Genomic DNA, 16,552 nt, shown 5'->3' with positions numbered 1-16,552 from the left:
GAGACGATATAGAACTTACAGAAGCGGAAAAAGAAATCCTTCAAGAAATCATCATGACCTATAAAAGCGTAAAAGTAATGTCGCGTTATACGAAATGGATTGTACTTATTATACTCTTGTTAGCGCTTGATTTTTCACGGATCCTAGATGCCATAGAGAGTATTTTTACACAAAAACCAAATATCCGACTCTAAATATACTTCGAGATGTGCAAAATTTTTTAGCCAATAGATTTTTAATTTTGCACGTCTCATCAAAGCAACCAATAATGCCTTTGCACATTTTAAACAGTGGTTTTAAAAAAATAGTCTTTGAATTAGCTTGTTTCATGGATTTAAAGATTCTAATAGCGTATACTAGATGTAATTAGCTTCGGAGTTTTAGTCCTTTAAAGATGAAGAAGAAGTCAAATCTTTGTAAAACGATACAATTTCTTGTCTTTTATATATCAGAGTAGATAATGAAAACAAATTTAAGTGGACGGGTAAGAAATACATCTTTTCCAGAAAATCATGCTCTACTGCCTCTTTTTGAAGCAGTTGTAAATTCTATTCATTCCATTGAAGAAATAGGAAATGATTTTTCCTCAAGCTACATTACAATTTCAGTCATAAGATCAGAGCAAGCTTTACTACCACTTGAAAGCACTGAAAAACTAAACAAAACACAAATTATAGGTTTTAAAGTAATCGATAATGGTACAGGCTTTAATGATCATAATTTTCAATCATTTGAAACTTTAGACTCAGATTATAAGATAGAAAAAGGTTGCCATGGCATAGGACGACTTTTATGGCTTAAAGCTTTTGATAATATAGAAGTTAGGAGCATTTATGAAACAGATAAAGGGTTAAAAGGACGCGCATTTTTATTTGATATTGCCGCAGGTATAAAAGCATTAGAGGATTTTCAAGATAATTGTGCAAAAAGAGAAACTGTTGTCGAATTAAAAGATCTGAAAAAAGAATATCAAGTTCATATTCCTAAAACGCTACAATCTATTGCAAAAGCACTTTTAGAACATTGTCTCTGGTATTTTGCAAGAACCGGTGGTTGTCCCTCTATAACTATTGAAGATGACTCGGAAAAGATATTATTGAATGATCTGTATAAACAATGCATGCATGGAGCTGTTTTTAATGAAGAAATCCAAATTGAAAATGATATTTTTTCTATTATGCATATTAAATTTAGATCCTTACCTTTAGAAAATCAGGCTTTATATTTTTGTGCAGGCAATAGGGTTATTACAAAAGAAAAATTATCTAAGAAAATTCCTGGTATGCAATCAAAACTACAAGATGATAGGGGTGAATTTATCTACTCTTGCTACATAAACTCCCCTTTTTTGGATAAGAGAGTACGTTCTGAAAGAATAGGTTTTGATATTGAAGAAAAGATTGAAGATAAAAAAGAAAGTTTATTTGAAAGAATAAAAATATCATTTCCGATAATACGGCAAGCTATATATGAAAAAATTCAAAAATATTTAGCTGTAGAGTTACAGCAAAACATTCAAAACAGTAAGGAGATAGTTGAAAAGTTCACACATAAAGTACCACGCTATCGTCCACTCCTAAACTATTTAACAGACAGTGACTATATGATTTCTCCTACAATAAAGGATCCAGAATTAGAGCTATATTTGCATGAACGTTTCGCTAGAATAGAAAATGAAATTTTAAAAGAAGGTCATAATGTTTTAGCAGTTCAACAAGGAGAAAATTCAGACAGTTATACTGCAAGAGTTAATAAATATGTAAATGCTGTAGGTGATCTTAAAAAGTCCGATTTGGCAAATTACTTATTCCACAGAAAAACGATCATAGAACTTTTGAAGGAATCTTTAAATTCTCTTTCTGAAGATGATAAAAAATATGTTAAAGAAGACGTTATTCATCAACTCATAGTACCGATGAAGTGTGATTCTAATTCCGTAGCTATGAATAATTGTAACTTGTGGTTAATAGACGAAAAATTAGTATTCCATGATTATTTAGCTTCTGATCTCTCATTTAAAAAAATGCCTATTACAGGCTCTATGGAAAAGGAAAGACCTGATATCTGTAGTTTAGAATTGTGTGATAATTCCATCTATTGGAATCCTTTATTAGTATCAGATAGCAAAGGGGATTCAAAACATTCTACTTTAGCATCTCTTACTATAGTGGAAATTAAACGTCCTATGAGAAATGATGCAAAAGCTGGTATTGAAACAGATCCTATTAAACAAGCCTTGATTTATTTAGAAAAAATTCGTAAAGGTGAAGTACTTACCCCCAAAGGACGTCCAATAAATTTGGATGGGAAAGTTCCCGGTTACTGTTATATCATCTGTGATCTAACCCAAAAAATGAAAAACTGTTGTAAACTTTGGGATTTAACAGAATCAAGCGATCGTATGGGATATTTTGGATATCACAAGAGCTACGAGTCCTATATAGAAGTGATTTCATTTGATAAACTCATAGTTGACGCCGAAAAAAGACATCAACGTTTCTTTGAAGCTTTAGGGTTACCATTAGGATAGAATAAGGAGGATTATATCTTTACTCTAATGACTGTGAATATTTTATCAAGTCGCTCCTGTTATAAATGCAGCCCACTGTTCCAAGAGAGCATGGCGTTGTTCTAAAAAATCCGTTCGCATATAAGCTTTTGTCACTGAACTCCCAACGGAATGCGCAAGAACAGTTTCGGCAATCTCAAAGGGTGTTGACGTTGTCTCTGCTATCCAATCCCGTAAACTGGAACGGAAACCATGAGGGCGATAAGTCAAACCACAAACTGTCATATATTTTGACATGCTTGCATCAGAAATTGGCTTGCCGGTAAGACCAGAAAAGAGAAAACCTTTTTTCTCAAAAGGGAGAGATTTTTCAATCACTTTCAAAGCTTCATGACTTAATGGCACGCGAAAATCTGAAACTTTTCCTACAATACCTTTCATATTTTCTTTTGGTATTGTCCATATATCCTTATCTATTTGTTCAAGACGCAAATATCGCAATGGATATGACCGTACCCCTGTCAAAATAAGCAACTTCAGGGCTAAATTGGAAAGAATCTTATCATCTAAATTCTGATAAAAAGCTGGAACTTCTTGCCATGGCATAGCAGGAATATTTGTTGATGTAGCACGGGACTTTCCTAGAAGAGCACGTGCTTTCATACAAGCTTGTAGATCAACATCTAAACCAAGAGCTGCAGCATATTTCAAGCAAATGTTAATACGATTAAGTGCTTTTCGTGCCGTATCTGCTTTTTCATGCCAAAGAGGTGAGAGAACATTGCGAATGATATTTGCTGTTAATTTTTCTATAGATAGGCTACCTATCTGTGGAATAACATGCAATTCCAGTGGAGAAAACCAACGCCCATTTTTGCCTTCATTTTTTAACTCAGCTTTTTTACTTTCAAAAGCTGCCTGCACAATTTCTTTAAATATATTGCTTTGCTGCTTTAAAACAGTTTGTTCTCGAAAGACAATAGGATCATTGCCTTCTTTAAGAATATCACTATAATATCTTACAAGTTCTCGTGCTTCTTTTAAAGAAAGTCTTGCGACAGGACCAAGCCCCATTTCGCGGCGCTTATTGTGGTGTGTATAGCGAAAAAACCAAGAACGTGTATTGTCTTTTCGAACATTCAGCCACAGCCCTGCCCCATCACAATATTTCCCTTGAGGAGATGCCTTTATGAATGCTGCTGATAATCTATGAATCGCTCTCACTTAATTTACCTTCTCGTCCACCTTTGCACGCATTGTCCGTCCACCTTTTAGACCACCTTAAATTTTTGATTTGAGATTTTTTCTTTCATCCTTAATTTTTTTATTGGAACATAAAAAACTATACACATCAATACGCTCTTACACATATTTATATACTTTGAATCTTGTTGATAAAGCCTAGCTAGCCTCTTTTGGGCACCATATGCTTTTACTTCTCCTATAACTTACTGATTTTATTTATTTTTTAAGAAGTGAGGGATACCCGAATAAAAGTAAGGGAAGAGGATTTCGCAAAATGTCTTTATCTATACCTCTCAACTTAGAGACAGAATTTCTTTTTGAGGTGCTTTTTTGTTATTTTATTTGCTGTGCTCTAACTCTTATGAGTCACTTTTTAGATGTGGAAAAATATTCTCTAATGCATCCATAAAACGAGAAAAATAAACCATGCCAATGAATCCTCATGACAACAGTTTTTTTATCCCTAATTCTTTGCTTTTTTAGAATGTAATGAAATATACTTATGCTCGATTACAGAAAATAATTCTTTTGATGATAAGAATAGCTCAAATAAAATAACAATTAATTATACGTATAAAAAGAAATATAAAATTAATATTGTGAAGTTTTTACAAAAAACTTTAATCACGCATTTGCTTCCTCCTTTCTAAAAGACTTTCTTCTTTTGGCTAAAACATCAAACAATATCTTCCATGATGGAGATTCTCAAAACTGTCTTCATGATTACAATGACGATATGAATTCAAACTCCGTTCAAAATATCTTTTCATAACAATAAACGAGAATTCTAAGGGGCAGTAAAATTTGCCATCATCTATCTAGATATACAAACTTCTTTCGTGTAGAGAAAATGAATTCTTATCGACAATGATAGAAACGAGAAATCAATCTTACCAGACAAATTCTTTTTAGATTTAGGATTTCCTAAAGAAACTCTTTTTCAAAATTCGCTGATAGCGAAAAACCATGAAAAACTGACGCGAAGCAACAGTCACAATGAAGTAAAAAAATGACAGATGTCAATAACGATAAAAGAAGATAGCAATAAATTATCCAAAGCAGATTTATGCATCATTTCTGCTCATAAAGCTGATCAATTAACGCCATGGGGAAATGAATGGCGTAAAAAAATGAGCAAGTTTCTATAAACTTCAACACTATGCATGATATGATTATCTCTCTCCCCTTTACCATATTTAAGAAAACGCATTGCTATGTGTGCAGCACATCTCTAGGAAATCTTGCCCAAAAAGGGAACTCTTTAATCCACGAAGCCTGTGCTACTCTCAATAATCATGTGAAAGTTGCGACATTTCCTCCTATTAACGCCCTTTCGGCTGTCATATGCGCCAATGATGCTGTTAAGTTTTGGAAAGGTTATAGCAATCTGCTTTCCACGGATCACCATGTGGAAATATGGGACAGCCAACTCTTCGCAGAAAAACGTTCTCTTACGAAGAATCTTCACTGTCACATTTTTGGAACATTACAATGAATAGACCGCGTACCCTTGCTCTCATTTATGGATCCTATAATGCAGTACGAATGCTCATTGGTGTTTACAATGCAATTTTTTATGTCTATGGGGGTTATTAGTCTGGCGCAATTGGCTGTGCTTCAAGTGGCCTTTTCCGTAACTATTTTGCTTCTTGATTTCCCCTGTGCCATTCTCTCAGACAGATATCGACGTAAATATTCGGTCATGGCGGGGGACATCATGACAGGCGCATTTTATCTTCTATGCCTTCAAGCTCCCAATATAACGATCCTGATCATTGCAGAAATCCTCTATGCTGCAAGGAATTTGCCTCATTGCAAGTGCCATAGACGAATGGATTTATCATTCACTTGGCAATAAACAAGATTGCTTTTCGCATTATGCCCATCTTTATCACTAAGTAAATTCTTTCGGTATCATTATCAGCGGCATCATAGGAATTGGCACGATATACTAACTCTGGACAATATTTTATGGGATATATCATCTCATGCCTCATGATGAGTGTTATCTTTTTAATATTCTTGATTGTTCCTGAAGAAAAAAAGACGGCGATTGAAAAACACAAAACAACAACGACCCTGCAAAATGCCAAAGAAACCCTGTGGATCTTTCAAAATACTGTGGGAGGAGCATGGTTTATTTTTCTCATGTGCCTTTTTAGTGCTGGGATTCAGATTATTTATCATTTTTGGCAATCCATAATACTCTCAACAAGTAAAATCGACCATCTCAACAGTGCGCAAATACCCACACTCATGTGTTGCCATATAGGAGCTTTTTCAGCAAAATATTTTTCGTTCTTTTCTGCCCTGATGTGCATAGCACTTTATTTTTTAGTTCATAGCAATCAAACTGCTGGAGCAATTATTGCATTTTCATTAATTCATGGATTTATTTGCACCGTACCAATAGGTGCAAAGAGCTTATTTTTCTCAGAACTGAGCCAAAAACAAACCCAGTACATTTCTGGTATCATTGGCGCTGTATCTTTTTGTGGACGAATATTTTCAATTGCGGTATTAAGCATCATTTCTTTTCTGCCTGCAAAAGTTTCACCATCTTATTATCTTATCTTGCCAACAATTACTTTTTTTATCTGTGGTTTTGTCGTGATAAGATGGATGACACTCTCTCGCAAGTCTCTGCGAGAAAAAACATACAATTATGCCCCCAGATAATGCTTTTTAATAGAGTCGCGTATACTGGCGCTTCCTTAAATTACTAGCATATCAAAAAACGTTTAAAAGGTTCAGGATAGAAAAAAATAAACCGAAGGAAGCAACATCCCCCCACCTTTATATAATCCATTGATTTTACGATAAATGGCGGAGAGGAAGAGATTCGAACTCTCGAGAGCCTTTTGAGCCCTACTCCCTTAGCAGGGGAGCGCCTTCGACCACTCGGCCACCTCTCCAAGGAGGTGCATAAAGGGTATCAACAGAAAGTTCAAGACATTTTCCATTTTTTTTTAAAATATCTAAAGTTTTTCTTTTAATGCTTACAGAAAATAAAAGGTTAACAAAAAGCAAATGTGCCTTTTTTACCACATTACCATGAATAGTACGTTAACAGCCTTCAAAAAGTTAATTTCGTATTTGTATATTGAAAAAAGATGGGTATAGCTAGGAAGCATAAGTATAGCGTATTTTACTCGACCTTTTATGAGTTGAGGAAATAATATTCCCTAACGAGAACTGAACTACCTTTCATTGGAGATTCACTATGAACATTAAGTCCTTCTTTTTAAGCTCTACAGCAGCTTTTTTAGCAATTTCTGGAGCACATGCTGCTTCAAAAGTTGTTGCAGAACCAGAACCTGCAGAATATGTTCGCGTTTGCGATGCATATGGTAAAGGATATTTCTATATTCCTGGAACAGAAACCTGCATGCGTTTATCAGGAAATGTCCGTACTGATTTTCTAGGTGGTGATAACGTTGATGCAACAACAAATAAGGACTTAGCTGACAAAAGAAAAACCTATAGTGCATCATCTCGGTTAACTCTTGTATTTCAAACCGCTTCTGAAACAGAAATGGGAACACTTCGCTCATATGCACGAATTTTCTCAAGTTGGAATGATGGTGCAAACACAAATGGTGCAACGCTCGCAGCTGCTTACATTGAACTTGGTGGTTTTCGCGTAGGTCTTGATGATACCATTTTCAACAGCTGGACTGGTGGCTATGGCAACGTTCTCAATGACGATAACATAGCGCCAGCAGGCACAACACGAACTAATTTTATTTCTTACACCTTTAGTGGCGACAGTGGCTTTTCTGCCATTATCGGAGCTGAATTAGGCAATGCTTCATTCAGAGAATCGGATGCTAATACCTACTACTACATCAATAAAGATGACAAAATTGCTCTCGTTCCCGAGAATGATCTTCCACCAAGCAAAGGGGTAAAAAATTACACTCCTAATCTGATTTTGGGAATGAAGTTTATGCAAAAATGGGGAGGGTTTTCCACAGTTGTAGCTTATGATTCTTACTACAAAAAATGGGCAGGTAAGATCCGTGCAGATTTCAATGTCAATGATCATTTCAATCTATGGGTAATGGCTGGCTATAAAAACAGCGTTGATTATTACGTAGCAGATGAAGAAAATACGCTATCGCGGCAAAATACCACGATCTACGCAAACTGGGGAGGAAAATGGGCCGCTTGGGCTGGTGCAACTTACAAACTGACTCCAAAAGCGAATTTAAACGCTCAGGTCTCTTATAGTGCTGTAAAAACTTTCGCAACCTCCGTAAATATTGCTTATACGTTGGTTCCAGGCTTTGTGATTACGCCTGAACTCACTTACGTTTCTTGGAATGATGATCGCACTTTAAAAAGCGCAGACAATAGTAGCACTTATACCCATTCTCTCAATAAGAAAAGTGCTTTTCAGGGTATGATCCGCTTACAGCGTTCATTCTAATTTTGTTAAACGCTACTCTTAAAAGCTGGCAGCCTATGTTGCCAGCTTTTTCTCTGTCTGTAATAATCATCACACTCTTTCATGATATTGCTACAAAGACGGCTTACGCGTTATAAAAATATTCCAAACAAGTAAAATCATAAGAAAGCTGATAAATACTTCCACAGCTTTTGCGTATGAATTCAAACGAGCTCCCATCTTTCGAAAACACCTTTATTCCTGACCTCTTGTCATAAGACTGGGGTTATTCGGCAAATTCTTTAATCACTTGAGTGATTTTTCATAAACGCACTGGGAAAATTCTATCCTAAATATTTCTCTGAACTTTATGCCTCTTATGACGAAATCATATGAAAGGCTGGTCGTCCTAATAAATAAATATTCTCTATCCCGTTTTTTTCAGAGTTCTTTCTAAAAAAAATGCCGAAGATAGATAAGCCAATAAATAGAGACCAAAAATGTAAACTAAAGACAAAAAGCCAAATATATTGATCATATAGGCACTCACGTAAAAGAGTACCAAGAGACTAAGCCTTCCCACAGTAGACAAGAAAGATTCGTATGTGGGGCTCTGAGATTATCGGCCAATACACTCGTGCAAAACAACTTCTACACGAAGATAAATATACTTAATGAGATAAAAGATCTGACATACTAAAATGACAGAAATTTCTTTTCTTGCTTCAAAGAAAGCAACAATAAAAATCATAGAAACTGAAAGAAGTAGCAATAAAACAAAATTTATCCCCTCACTCAGTTTTGTAAACAAAAAACTAGCCAATAGCTGAGAGAGCAATATAAGAGAAAAGAGCATCCCAAGCTGAAAATAGGTTATATTGATATTATAATCTTTGAATATTCACTGCCAATACTGCGAAAATATATTGAAAAAGATCAGTGAAAAATAAAAACAAAGAGAGAGATAAGGAATATTAACAAAAATAGAAAACATCTCTCTTGCATCAGAAATTAAAGAAGGCGCTTTTCTTTGTTCTTTCTCTCCTTTTAAATCATCCAAAAAAAACAAGCCGAAGAGTGTTGTCATCATCATAAAAATGCAGATATATACCATATATATTGGCTAGAATAATCAGCAAAATACGCACCTACCAAACTAAATACAAACATGCCGATATAATTATATTGAGAGCTGGAACTAAGCACCTTTTTAGTAGATGTAATTTTTATTTTTGCATATTGAACAAGTAAAGCGTTATAAGTACCAGCAATCAATGTAAGCGATAATGCATTAAAAGCTGCTGCCAAAAGAAAACCATAAAAGCTTGTAGAAATGCCTATAAGAAAGAGCCATGTGGCTGAAAAAGCTGCTGCCAAAATGATAGAGATTTTATAACTCTTTCTATCGGCAAAATATCCAAGAGGAATATCCGTCACCATCATAACAAAAGCTTGAAATGACTTAATGATACCTATATTGATAAGAGTTAACCCTTTTTCCAGCATATAAAATACAATAAAGGCGCCTGTTAAAATTCTTATACCGTTAAATAAAAATCCAAACGCTAATATACTTGTCATTTCTCCCCCAATAACACAAAGACCGACGAGTATATTATTTGTACAAAATATAAATATTTATTTTTATGACAATTATGGCAATAGCCATTTTATGGGACTCTATCAATTTGATATTTAGAAAAAAAATAAACAATGTCCGTACTGTTAAGGCGATATTTATCAAAATCCATTTAATATTTCACGGTCTCAAAAGCAATCAAAGAACCGGTAACCGCATTATAGGTCTCTATCAAACTATTCATCTATTGCTCTTAAATTCTTAACAAACGCATGGATACCTTTTATATATAATTCACATATGAAGAATATGAGAATCTATTTGGAATCATATGCACCTCAAAAATAGCATTTGCTATAGCTGAACAAGAATATAACAACGCACACCTAACATTGCAGGGAATCTTCATTCACGAAACAAAAATCTCTGCTTGAATTATCTGCAGCATATATAATAAGATTAGCATTTTAGAAGTAACAAAATATATTTTTTCATAAATGGCTTCTTTGATACAAATTCAATAGAAAAAAAGCAGAATAAACTTAATAAAAAGCACACGCTACTACGATGAGATATTTCAAATGAAGACACTTTGAATTAATTTGATGGGAAATATTTATCTACCAACGCATAGATAATTGCTACGGTTTCAAGATCCAAAATCCCGTCATAATTTTCTTGACGAAAATGAAGCTGAAATGCTCGGATTAAATCCTTATATCCAATTTCGCTACCCGCACCTGAAACATCATATCCATAACATTTCAACTTAGCCAAGACATCTGTTTTGGATGGCAAACTCTTACAAAACAGATTCTGATAATAATCCTTTCTTTGCTCATCATACCACGCGCCTATACCTGCCAAATAAAGTTCTTTCCAAGGGAAAGAAGCCCCTGGATCACTCTTTCTTCCGATAGCAATATCACTATGTCCAACAACATCAGTAGGCGTGATATCTGGATATCTTTGAAGAATATTGAGCGCGAGTTCCTTAACTGCATCAATTTGCGTTGGATTGTAAGGAGGAAAGGTAAAATCATGATTATTATAAGTAATTAAATTCACTTGCTCAAGCTGCAAAGCTGTACCACTCACATCACGACCCTCAGTCGATAAACCAACGTCAAGCTGTAATTCACTTTTATCTTTATTAGCCGGATTTAAAACGCGCACATCCTTTAAAGTTGCTTCAACATAAGTCTGCTCTGAAGAATCAGAATGGCCATTCGCTAAATTAACGATTTCAATTCCAATGGATGTATCATTGATATTAGTACGCCCCGCCCATGAGCTCACACCCGCATGCCATGCACGCTCATTTTCATCAACCAGATTAAAGATACGCATATCTTTAAACCCTGCCTCAATATAAGTCTGCTCTGATGGATCAGGAACAAGATAGTGAGCACTTACTTTTTCTCCTGTAAGAGCCATGACGGACTTCTTAAAATCAATGGAAGTATAATGCATGACAAGAAAACGAACGCGACGATTAAAACTCTTGATAGAACGATAACTGTTGTAATCAATCCGATACATAGAAGCCCTTCCTTTTTATCTCATTACGCCCCCTCTCAAACATCACAACAGAAATACAAAAAATGACTGTTATGGTAACTTTTGAAAATTCTTACACTTGAACTCTACTTGGGCACTAAAACTCTGCTTAAAATTGGCTCACTCAAAACATCAAGGCTTTCATTCAGCAAGGAATACACATTTCAAACCTCTATACGCAAACGAGTAAAGCAACTCTAAAAACACCTATAAGACACCAGCTCAAACATCTTCCCTTAAAAAGATCTGAAAACAATTCACCAAAAAATAAACACCATAGAAAAGCTAACCAACCGCTTTCTGTACTGCACAAAAAAGCGCTTTCTCTTAAGGAGCTTGAACAACATACACGCAGATATTTTCGCACACGGAACACTGAAATATCGTCAGATAGTGTAAAAATATAATAAAGCTTTTTTATGGCATTTTGTGTCAATTTATTGTTATATAAATTAACAACACATATTTTTTATTAAGTCTTTGCAGAGACAATTTTCAACAAAATTGAAAAGTTCTTTCTCCACAGCTGCAAATAATTAAAGGCAATACCAGCATTTTTCTGTAATACTGTTTAAAATAAAATGTCTTCCAATAATTGAAGCACAACTTAACGACCATCCAACAGCAAAGAAAACTGCCTACCAATACAAATAACCAGAAATATCAAGGCCATAAACACTTCTAACTCAAATCATATTTGATATTTCAGAGCGATACTTTGGGAAATATTCCTAAATTCAAAAGATTATTTGCTTTTCTCCATTTGCAGATATCTCTTTAACACCAACCAAGCTGCATATTCTTGTAAAACCACCCCTAAAAGCGGTCGCGTATAGGGAAAAGTTACACGATCATCGTCATAACCTTTCATCCTCACAGTCATTGTAGCATGCCCAAGGCTTTCTTTTTGATTTTCTAATATTTCCAAAGAAGGTGATAAACTAACCTTAACCACCAGCTGCGGTATATTTTTTTCTCGTTTTTTTGCCCCCTGAAAATATTTTAAAAGCAGCGGATCATCTGCCGACCAACAAACCTCTGCGTACATTGCTAACTGTTCACGCGCAGTGGTAATTTCTGCACCAACCAAATAGGAGCGAAAGTGATTTTCAAATTCTACAATTAAATGCTCTGCTGACTGACCAACCAGTTGCACAAGAACATAAGGGCTTTTCCATAAAAAATGACGTTCAAATGGCTCATTTGCAAGATGGCAATCTACCCACTGCGCAATTGTACTTTCATCAATTCCAATCAAAGTCCATGCATACTCCGCACGCGATACAAAAGAATATTTCTTCTCACCATGTTCTAAGTAATTTTCTAAAAGCGCAAGTGCTTGCGTAGGAGGACTAGGCAAAACAACAAGGGAACTTTCACAACAAGAGAGATAAAAACCAAGTGCTGTACCTGTAGGATTATCAAGCACTTTTGCTGTTTCAGGAAATAAGGCTTGACGCGCATTACTGCTATCTGGTGCGATACCTAATCGCTGCAATTGACCTTTTATCGTTTGCCAAACAGCTTCATCATGAATCAAAGGCTGCTGCACAGCTTTGGCAATTGCATCACGTGTTTTGTCATCCGATGTTGGTCCTAATCCTCCACTGTTAATGATGAGATCTTCTTGCCCAAGACAAGCAATCACCGTCTCACATATTTGCTGTAATTGATCAGCGCAAACAAAATGACATGTGACTTGAATATTTCTCTTGTTCAAGCTTTGACTCAAATCCTGCAAATTCGTATTCAAATATTGTCCTGAAAGGAGTTCATCACCAATCGTAATAATTGCGGCACGACAAATAGAGACAGGATTCACAAAAGAATTGAGAACAGCTTCAACCATTTGACGTGTAGAGGCTTCCCTCCCCCTAAATCATAGGTGATCGTTTTTCCAGCACGAATAACCTGATCAACACTCTCAGACAATTGCCGTGCTACATCTTTAAAACCTAAATAGTCCAAAAGTAAAGCAGTAGTATAAAGCATGGCAGAAGGATTTGCGTTATTCTGTCCAGCAATGCGTGGTGCACTGCCATGAACAGGTGCAAAACAAGCAATCTTGCTTCCCACATTTGCACTAGGAGCAAGCCCCAATCCCCCCATTACCCCAGCAGCAAGATCAGAGAGAATATCGCCTAACATGTTTTCAGCAACAATCACACCAAACTGCTCTGGTTTCGTTGCAATCCACAAAGCAACCGCATCAACATTATGAATATCTGCTTCTATTTCCGGATAATTTTGCGCAACTTTCTCAAAAATTTTCTGAGCAAATTGACCACTTTCCCGCATAACATTTGGCTTATCAGCAAAAGTAACCCGCCTCAAACCATGTTCCCGTGCATAAGAAAAAGCGTATTCGAATATCCGCTCTAAACCAAAGCGTGTCTGCAAACGAACTGTCCACGCAGCTTCCTCAAGCCCATATTTTGTCAAATTGGGATGTCTTAACCAAGCGGCTGTTTCAGGAGTGATACCCCGAAAATCCAATCCAGCAGAAAGGCCTTCACTATTTTCTCTGATAACACAAAAATGAAAAGGTTTTCTCGGACCAAAGATATATCTTATAGGGCGTATATTTGCAAACAGGCCTAACTTTTGACGAAGCTGAAGTACAGGAGAAACATAAGAAATTTGCCCCTCCCTTAATTTTCCCTCTCTTAAATATGGTGCAAGCTCTTTTAAAGCAGCTTCTTTTCCTTTACTGGTCACAGCCCCAAGTAAAACAGCATCACTTTCAGCAATTTTTTGCTAGGTCGCTTTTGGAATAGGATCTCCTTCCTGTTTCCAACATTGCTAACCAATATCACCATAGGTGAATTCAATCGGCAATTTGAATTGCTCTAAGGCCATCAATGCTGCATCACAAATCTCTGGTCCCACTCCATCACTGGGTAATACAAGAACTTTCTTTTTCATAATCCACTCATCCATTCATCAACTATTGCATTGGTCATAACAGGATTATCATCCCACAAACGTGTCCCAGCATCAGAAACGACTTTATATTCATGATTGATACAGTTACTTCTCGTTTGATTATCCACAGTTGCAAGTTGCGATCTTTCACCTATCAAAGCTAAAAATTTTCCAGTGTATTTGTTAATCTCATCTCGAGCATCCATTGCCAACAAAAACTCAAACCCTCTTGTCATACGTTCAATTGCCATACTTTTTTGTGCATCAGAAATCTCCAACAAGGCTCTTTTTTTCATAACACCACGAGGGTGCATAAAAGCATTGAGTGTTTCTAACGCACCTGACAAATCTTTATTTTTCAAAAAATGAAGAATATATCCAAGTCGCCGTTGCAAAGGCTTATCTGGATAGCCTGGTGCATTCACGGCAAGCACTGCTTGTACATTTGCAAGTCGCACAGATAGTATTTGTACTAAGGTTCCAGCCATAGAAAATCCTACAAGCACTGAAGGCTCTTTAAAAAATTTCTCAAGTTTCTCTGTAAGAAAAGGCAAAGTATCTATGGCACAGTTATTGCAAAAAGCAGAATTACTCGGAAAAAGAGAGAGCGTATCAAGCAGAGTAATTTGACATCTTTTTGCCAAACAGAGCTTTATAAACGGAGAACAAAAAACACCATGATCCCAAATAGGCATCACAGGAGAAAGAATGACAACACGAAGGCTCATTATCTATGTCCAATAGCCCCTTGTTCAAAAAATAAATTGTAGCAGAAACTCTGCCACTGATGATAACTGTTAAAATACAAAGCTATTGAAACTTTACCGCGCAAAAGCCCATCCCCCATAATAAGCGCTTGTAACGACCACTTTAAAGCACGTCATAATAAATTTTAACGAGGCTCAAAGCAAAAAAAATTCATGAAAACCCACTCTCACAATACACGCACTTCCATTCATGCTAAAGAACAGCAAAATATTGACGCATAATGCGCTCTTTATTTTTATCCCTCAGTCCACTGCCAAATTGATAAAATCACGTGCTTTATAAATATAAATTATAAAGCCAAGCAGACAACAAGCAGCCAATAAAGCTGCCATAGTCTGTGGATTGTGCCCAGATATTTTTCCAATAACCGCAGCACTCAACGCAGCGCTTCCTAATTGTAAAGCGCCCATCATCCCAGAAGCTGCTCCAGCAGCTTGCGGATGGGAAGAAATAGCCAATGCTGTCCCTAACGGCAATAAAAAACCATTACCAAAAGTAAGAACAGCAATAGCGACAAAGCTCGTCACAAGCGGCCATGGACTTACATACATTTGCAGGGCAAAGAGCCCGCCTCCTATCACAAAAATAATATATCCACGCCCTACAGTTTTTTCCATAATCTCTCGCTTAAAAAGCCACCGCGCTGTAAGATTTCCCACAATATAGGGGAGTGAGACACCAATATAGCTATAACCAATATAGCTTGCTGGCAAACCCAAACTTGTAAGTAAAAAAGGCGACTCCACAATATAAGCAAAATATGCTGCATAAGAAAAACATGGAATAAGTGCATAAAAAATAAATTGTTTATTTCTCAGCACACCAAAACACCCTTTCAGAAATCCCATGAGAGAAAAACGATGACGTTTTTGAGGAGGTAATGTTTCGGTTAGCACAAAACAACAGAGCAAAATGGTCAAGAATATAAAAAGGCTTAAAAAGATAAAAGTAGCATGCCAATTAAAATATTGTAATAATATTCCCCCAACCAAAGGTGCAAGCGCCGGCGACATACCAATAAAGGGAAAAACAATCAAATAAAGTTTTCCTGCTGCTTTTTTATCCAATAAATCATTGATAATAGCACGGCTTAAAACAATCCCCGCACAAGCTCCAAGACCTTGTAAGAAACGTAATACAAGAAAAGCATGAATATTCACCGTATAAATCACACTTATCGTGGTAAATAACCACAAAAACAAACCAAAGAGAAGCGTCTTTTTACGCCCAAAATTATCACTCAATGGTCCATAAATGAGCTGTCCAAATGCCAATGCAAACAGAAAAACCGCTACAGCACTCTGAATTCGAGACTCCGTCACCTGGTAATAGTGGCGCATCTCCCCAAGCGCTGGAAGAAAAATATCTGTAGAAATCAGGCCACCCGTTGATAAACATACGATAAGTATCAAGAATAGTAAGCTATATTTATGTTGCATAAAGAAAAGAACACTTTGTAGTTTATAAATAAAGAATATCACTTACTCTAACAAGTATTTTATGATAGTTTTCATAAATATAATCATAATATAGGTTTATTAACAGAAATAATATAAATAATTTATTACAAATTTTA

9 protein-coding genes, 1 tRNA gene and 2 pseudogenes are annotated in these 16,552 nt (G+C 36.0%); 5 read left to right on the top strand and 7 right to left on the bottom strand.

The window, feature by feature from the left end:
* A partial coding sequence (locus BN202_RS08445) for a hypothetical protein (protein WP_019220210.1) occupies nt 1–194 on the top strand: 194 nt, incomplete at its 5' end.
* A gap of 266 nt (nt 195–460) precedes the next feature.
* Nucleotides 461–2,530 (top strand): hypothetical protein, encoded by a 2,070-nt coding sequence (locus BN202_RS08440; protein WP_019220209.1) that lies wholly within the window; start codon nt 461–463, stop codon nt 2,528–2,530.
* A 45-nt stretch (nt 2,531–2,575) separates the two neighbouring features.
* On the opposite strand, the gene BN202_RS08435 is transcribed toward BN202_RS08440, so the two are convergent.
* Nucleotides 2,576–3,733 (bottom strand): tyrosine-type recombinase/integrase, encoded by a 1,158-nt coding sequence (locus tag BN202_RS08435; protein ID WP_019220208.1) that lies wholly within the window; start codon nt 3,731–3,733, stop codon nt 2,576–2,578.
* A gap of 1,237 nt (nt 3,734–4,970) precedes the next feature.
* Here BN202_RS08435 and BN202_RS09295 point away from each other — a divergent pair.
* Nucleotides 4,971–5,249: a hypothetical protein gene (locus BN202_RS09295; protein ID WP_156792128.1), complete on the top strand. Its 279-nt coding sequence runs from the start codon at nt 4,971–4,973 to the stop codon at nt 5,247–5,249.
* Nucleotides 5,246–6,433: pseudogene (locus BN202_RS08425) on the top strand (MFS transporter). The gene BN202_RS09295 and the pseudogene BN202_RS08425 overlap by 4 nt, the downstream one beginning before the upstream one ends.
* A gap of 145 nt (nt 6,434–6,578) precedes the next feature.
* Here the strand turns inward: BN202_RS08425 and BN202_RS08420 are convergent.
* Nucleotides 6,579–6,669 (bottom strand) — tRNA-Ser (locus tag BN202_RS08420).
* A 308-nt stretch (nt 6,670–6,977) separates the two neighbouring features.
* Between BN202_RS08420 and BN202_RS08415 the strand changes: the two genes are divergently transcribed.
* Nucleotides 6,978–8,186 (top strand): porin, encoded by a 1,209-nt coding sequence (locus tag BN202_RS08415; RefSeq protein WP_019220206.1) that lies wholly within the window; start codon nt 6,978–6,980, stop codon nt 8,184–8,186.
* 1,047 nt (nt 8,187–9,233) lie between these two features.
* Here BN202_RS08415 and BN202_RS10380 read toward each other — a convergent pair.
* The 5 genes and pseudogenes from BN202_RS10380 to BN202_RS08390 all read right to left on the bottom strand — a co-directional run bounded on the left by BN202_RS10380 (nt 9,234) and on the right by BN202_RS08390 (nt 16,415).
* The gene (locus BN202_RS10380; protein WP_244426442.1) at nt 9,234–9,725 is read right to left on the bottom strand and encodes an MFS transporter; all 492 of its coding nucleotides are present in this window, start codon (nt 9,723–9,725) and stop codon (nt 9,234–9,236) included.
* A gap of 595 nt (nt 9,726–10,320) precedes the next feature.
* Nucleotides 10,321–11,265, bottom strand: coding sequence for an N-acetylmuramoyl-L-alanine amidase (locus BN202_RS08405; RefSeq protein WP_019220204.1), 945 nt, complete (start codon nt 11,263–11,265; stop codon nt 10,321–10,323).
* Between the two features lie 763 nt (nt 11,266–12,028).
* A pseudogene (locus BN202_RS08400) lies at nt 12,029–14,208 on the bottom strand (isocitrate/isopropylmalate family dehydrogenase).
* The gene (locus BN202_RS08395; RefSeq protein WP_019220203.1) at nt 14,205–14,936 is read right to left on the bottom strand and encodes an alpha/beta fold hydrolase; all 732 of its coding nucleotides are present in this window, start codon (nt 14,934–14,936) and stop codon (nt 14,205–14,207) included. Before BN202_RS08395 ends, BN202_RS08400 begins: the two are co-directional and overlap by 4 nt.
* Nucleotides 14,937–15,218: 282 nt before the next feature.
* Complete coding sequence (locus tag BN202_RS08390; RefSeq protein WP_019220202.1) at nt 15,219–16,415, bottom strand: multidrug effflux MFS transporter; 1,197 nt, start codon at nt 16,413–16,415, stop codon at nt 15,219–15,221.
* Nucleotides 16,416–16,552 lie beyond the last annotated feature (137 nt).

The sequence above is a fragment of the Bartonella florencae genome, assembly GCF_000312525.1.
Taxonomy (GTDB): domain Bacteria; phylum Pseudomonadota; class Alphaproteobacteria; order Rhizobiales; family Rhizobiaceae; genus Bartonella; species Bartonella florencae.
This window is presented reverse-complemented; position numbering and strand designations above follow the sequence as displayed.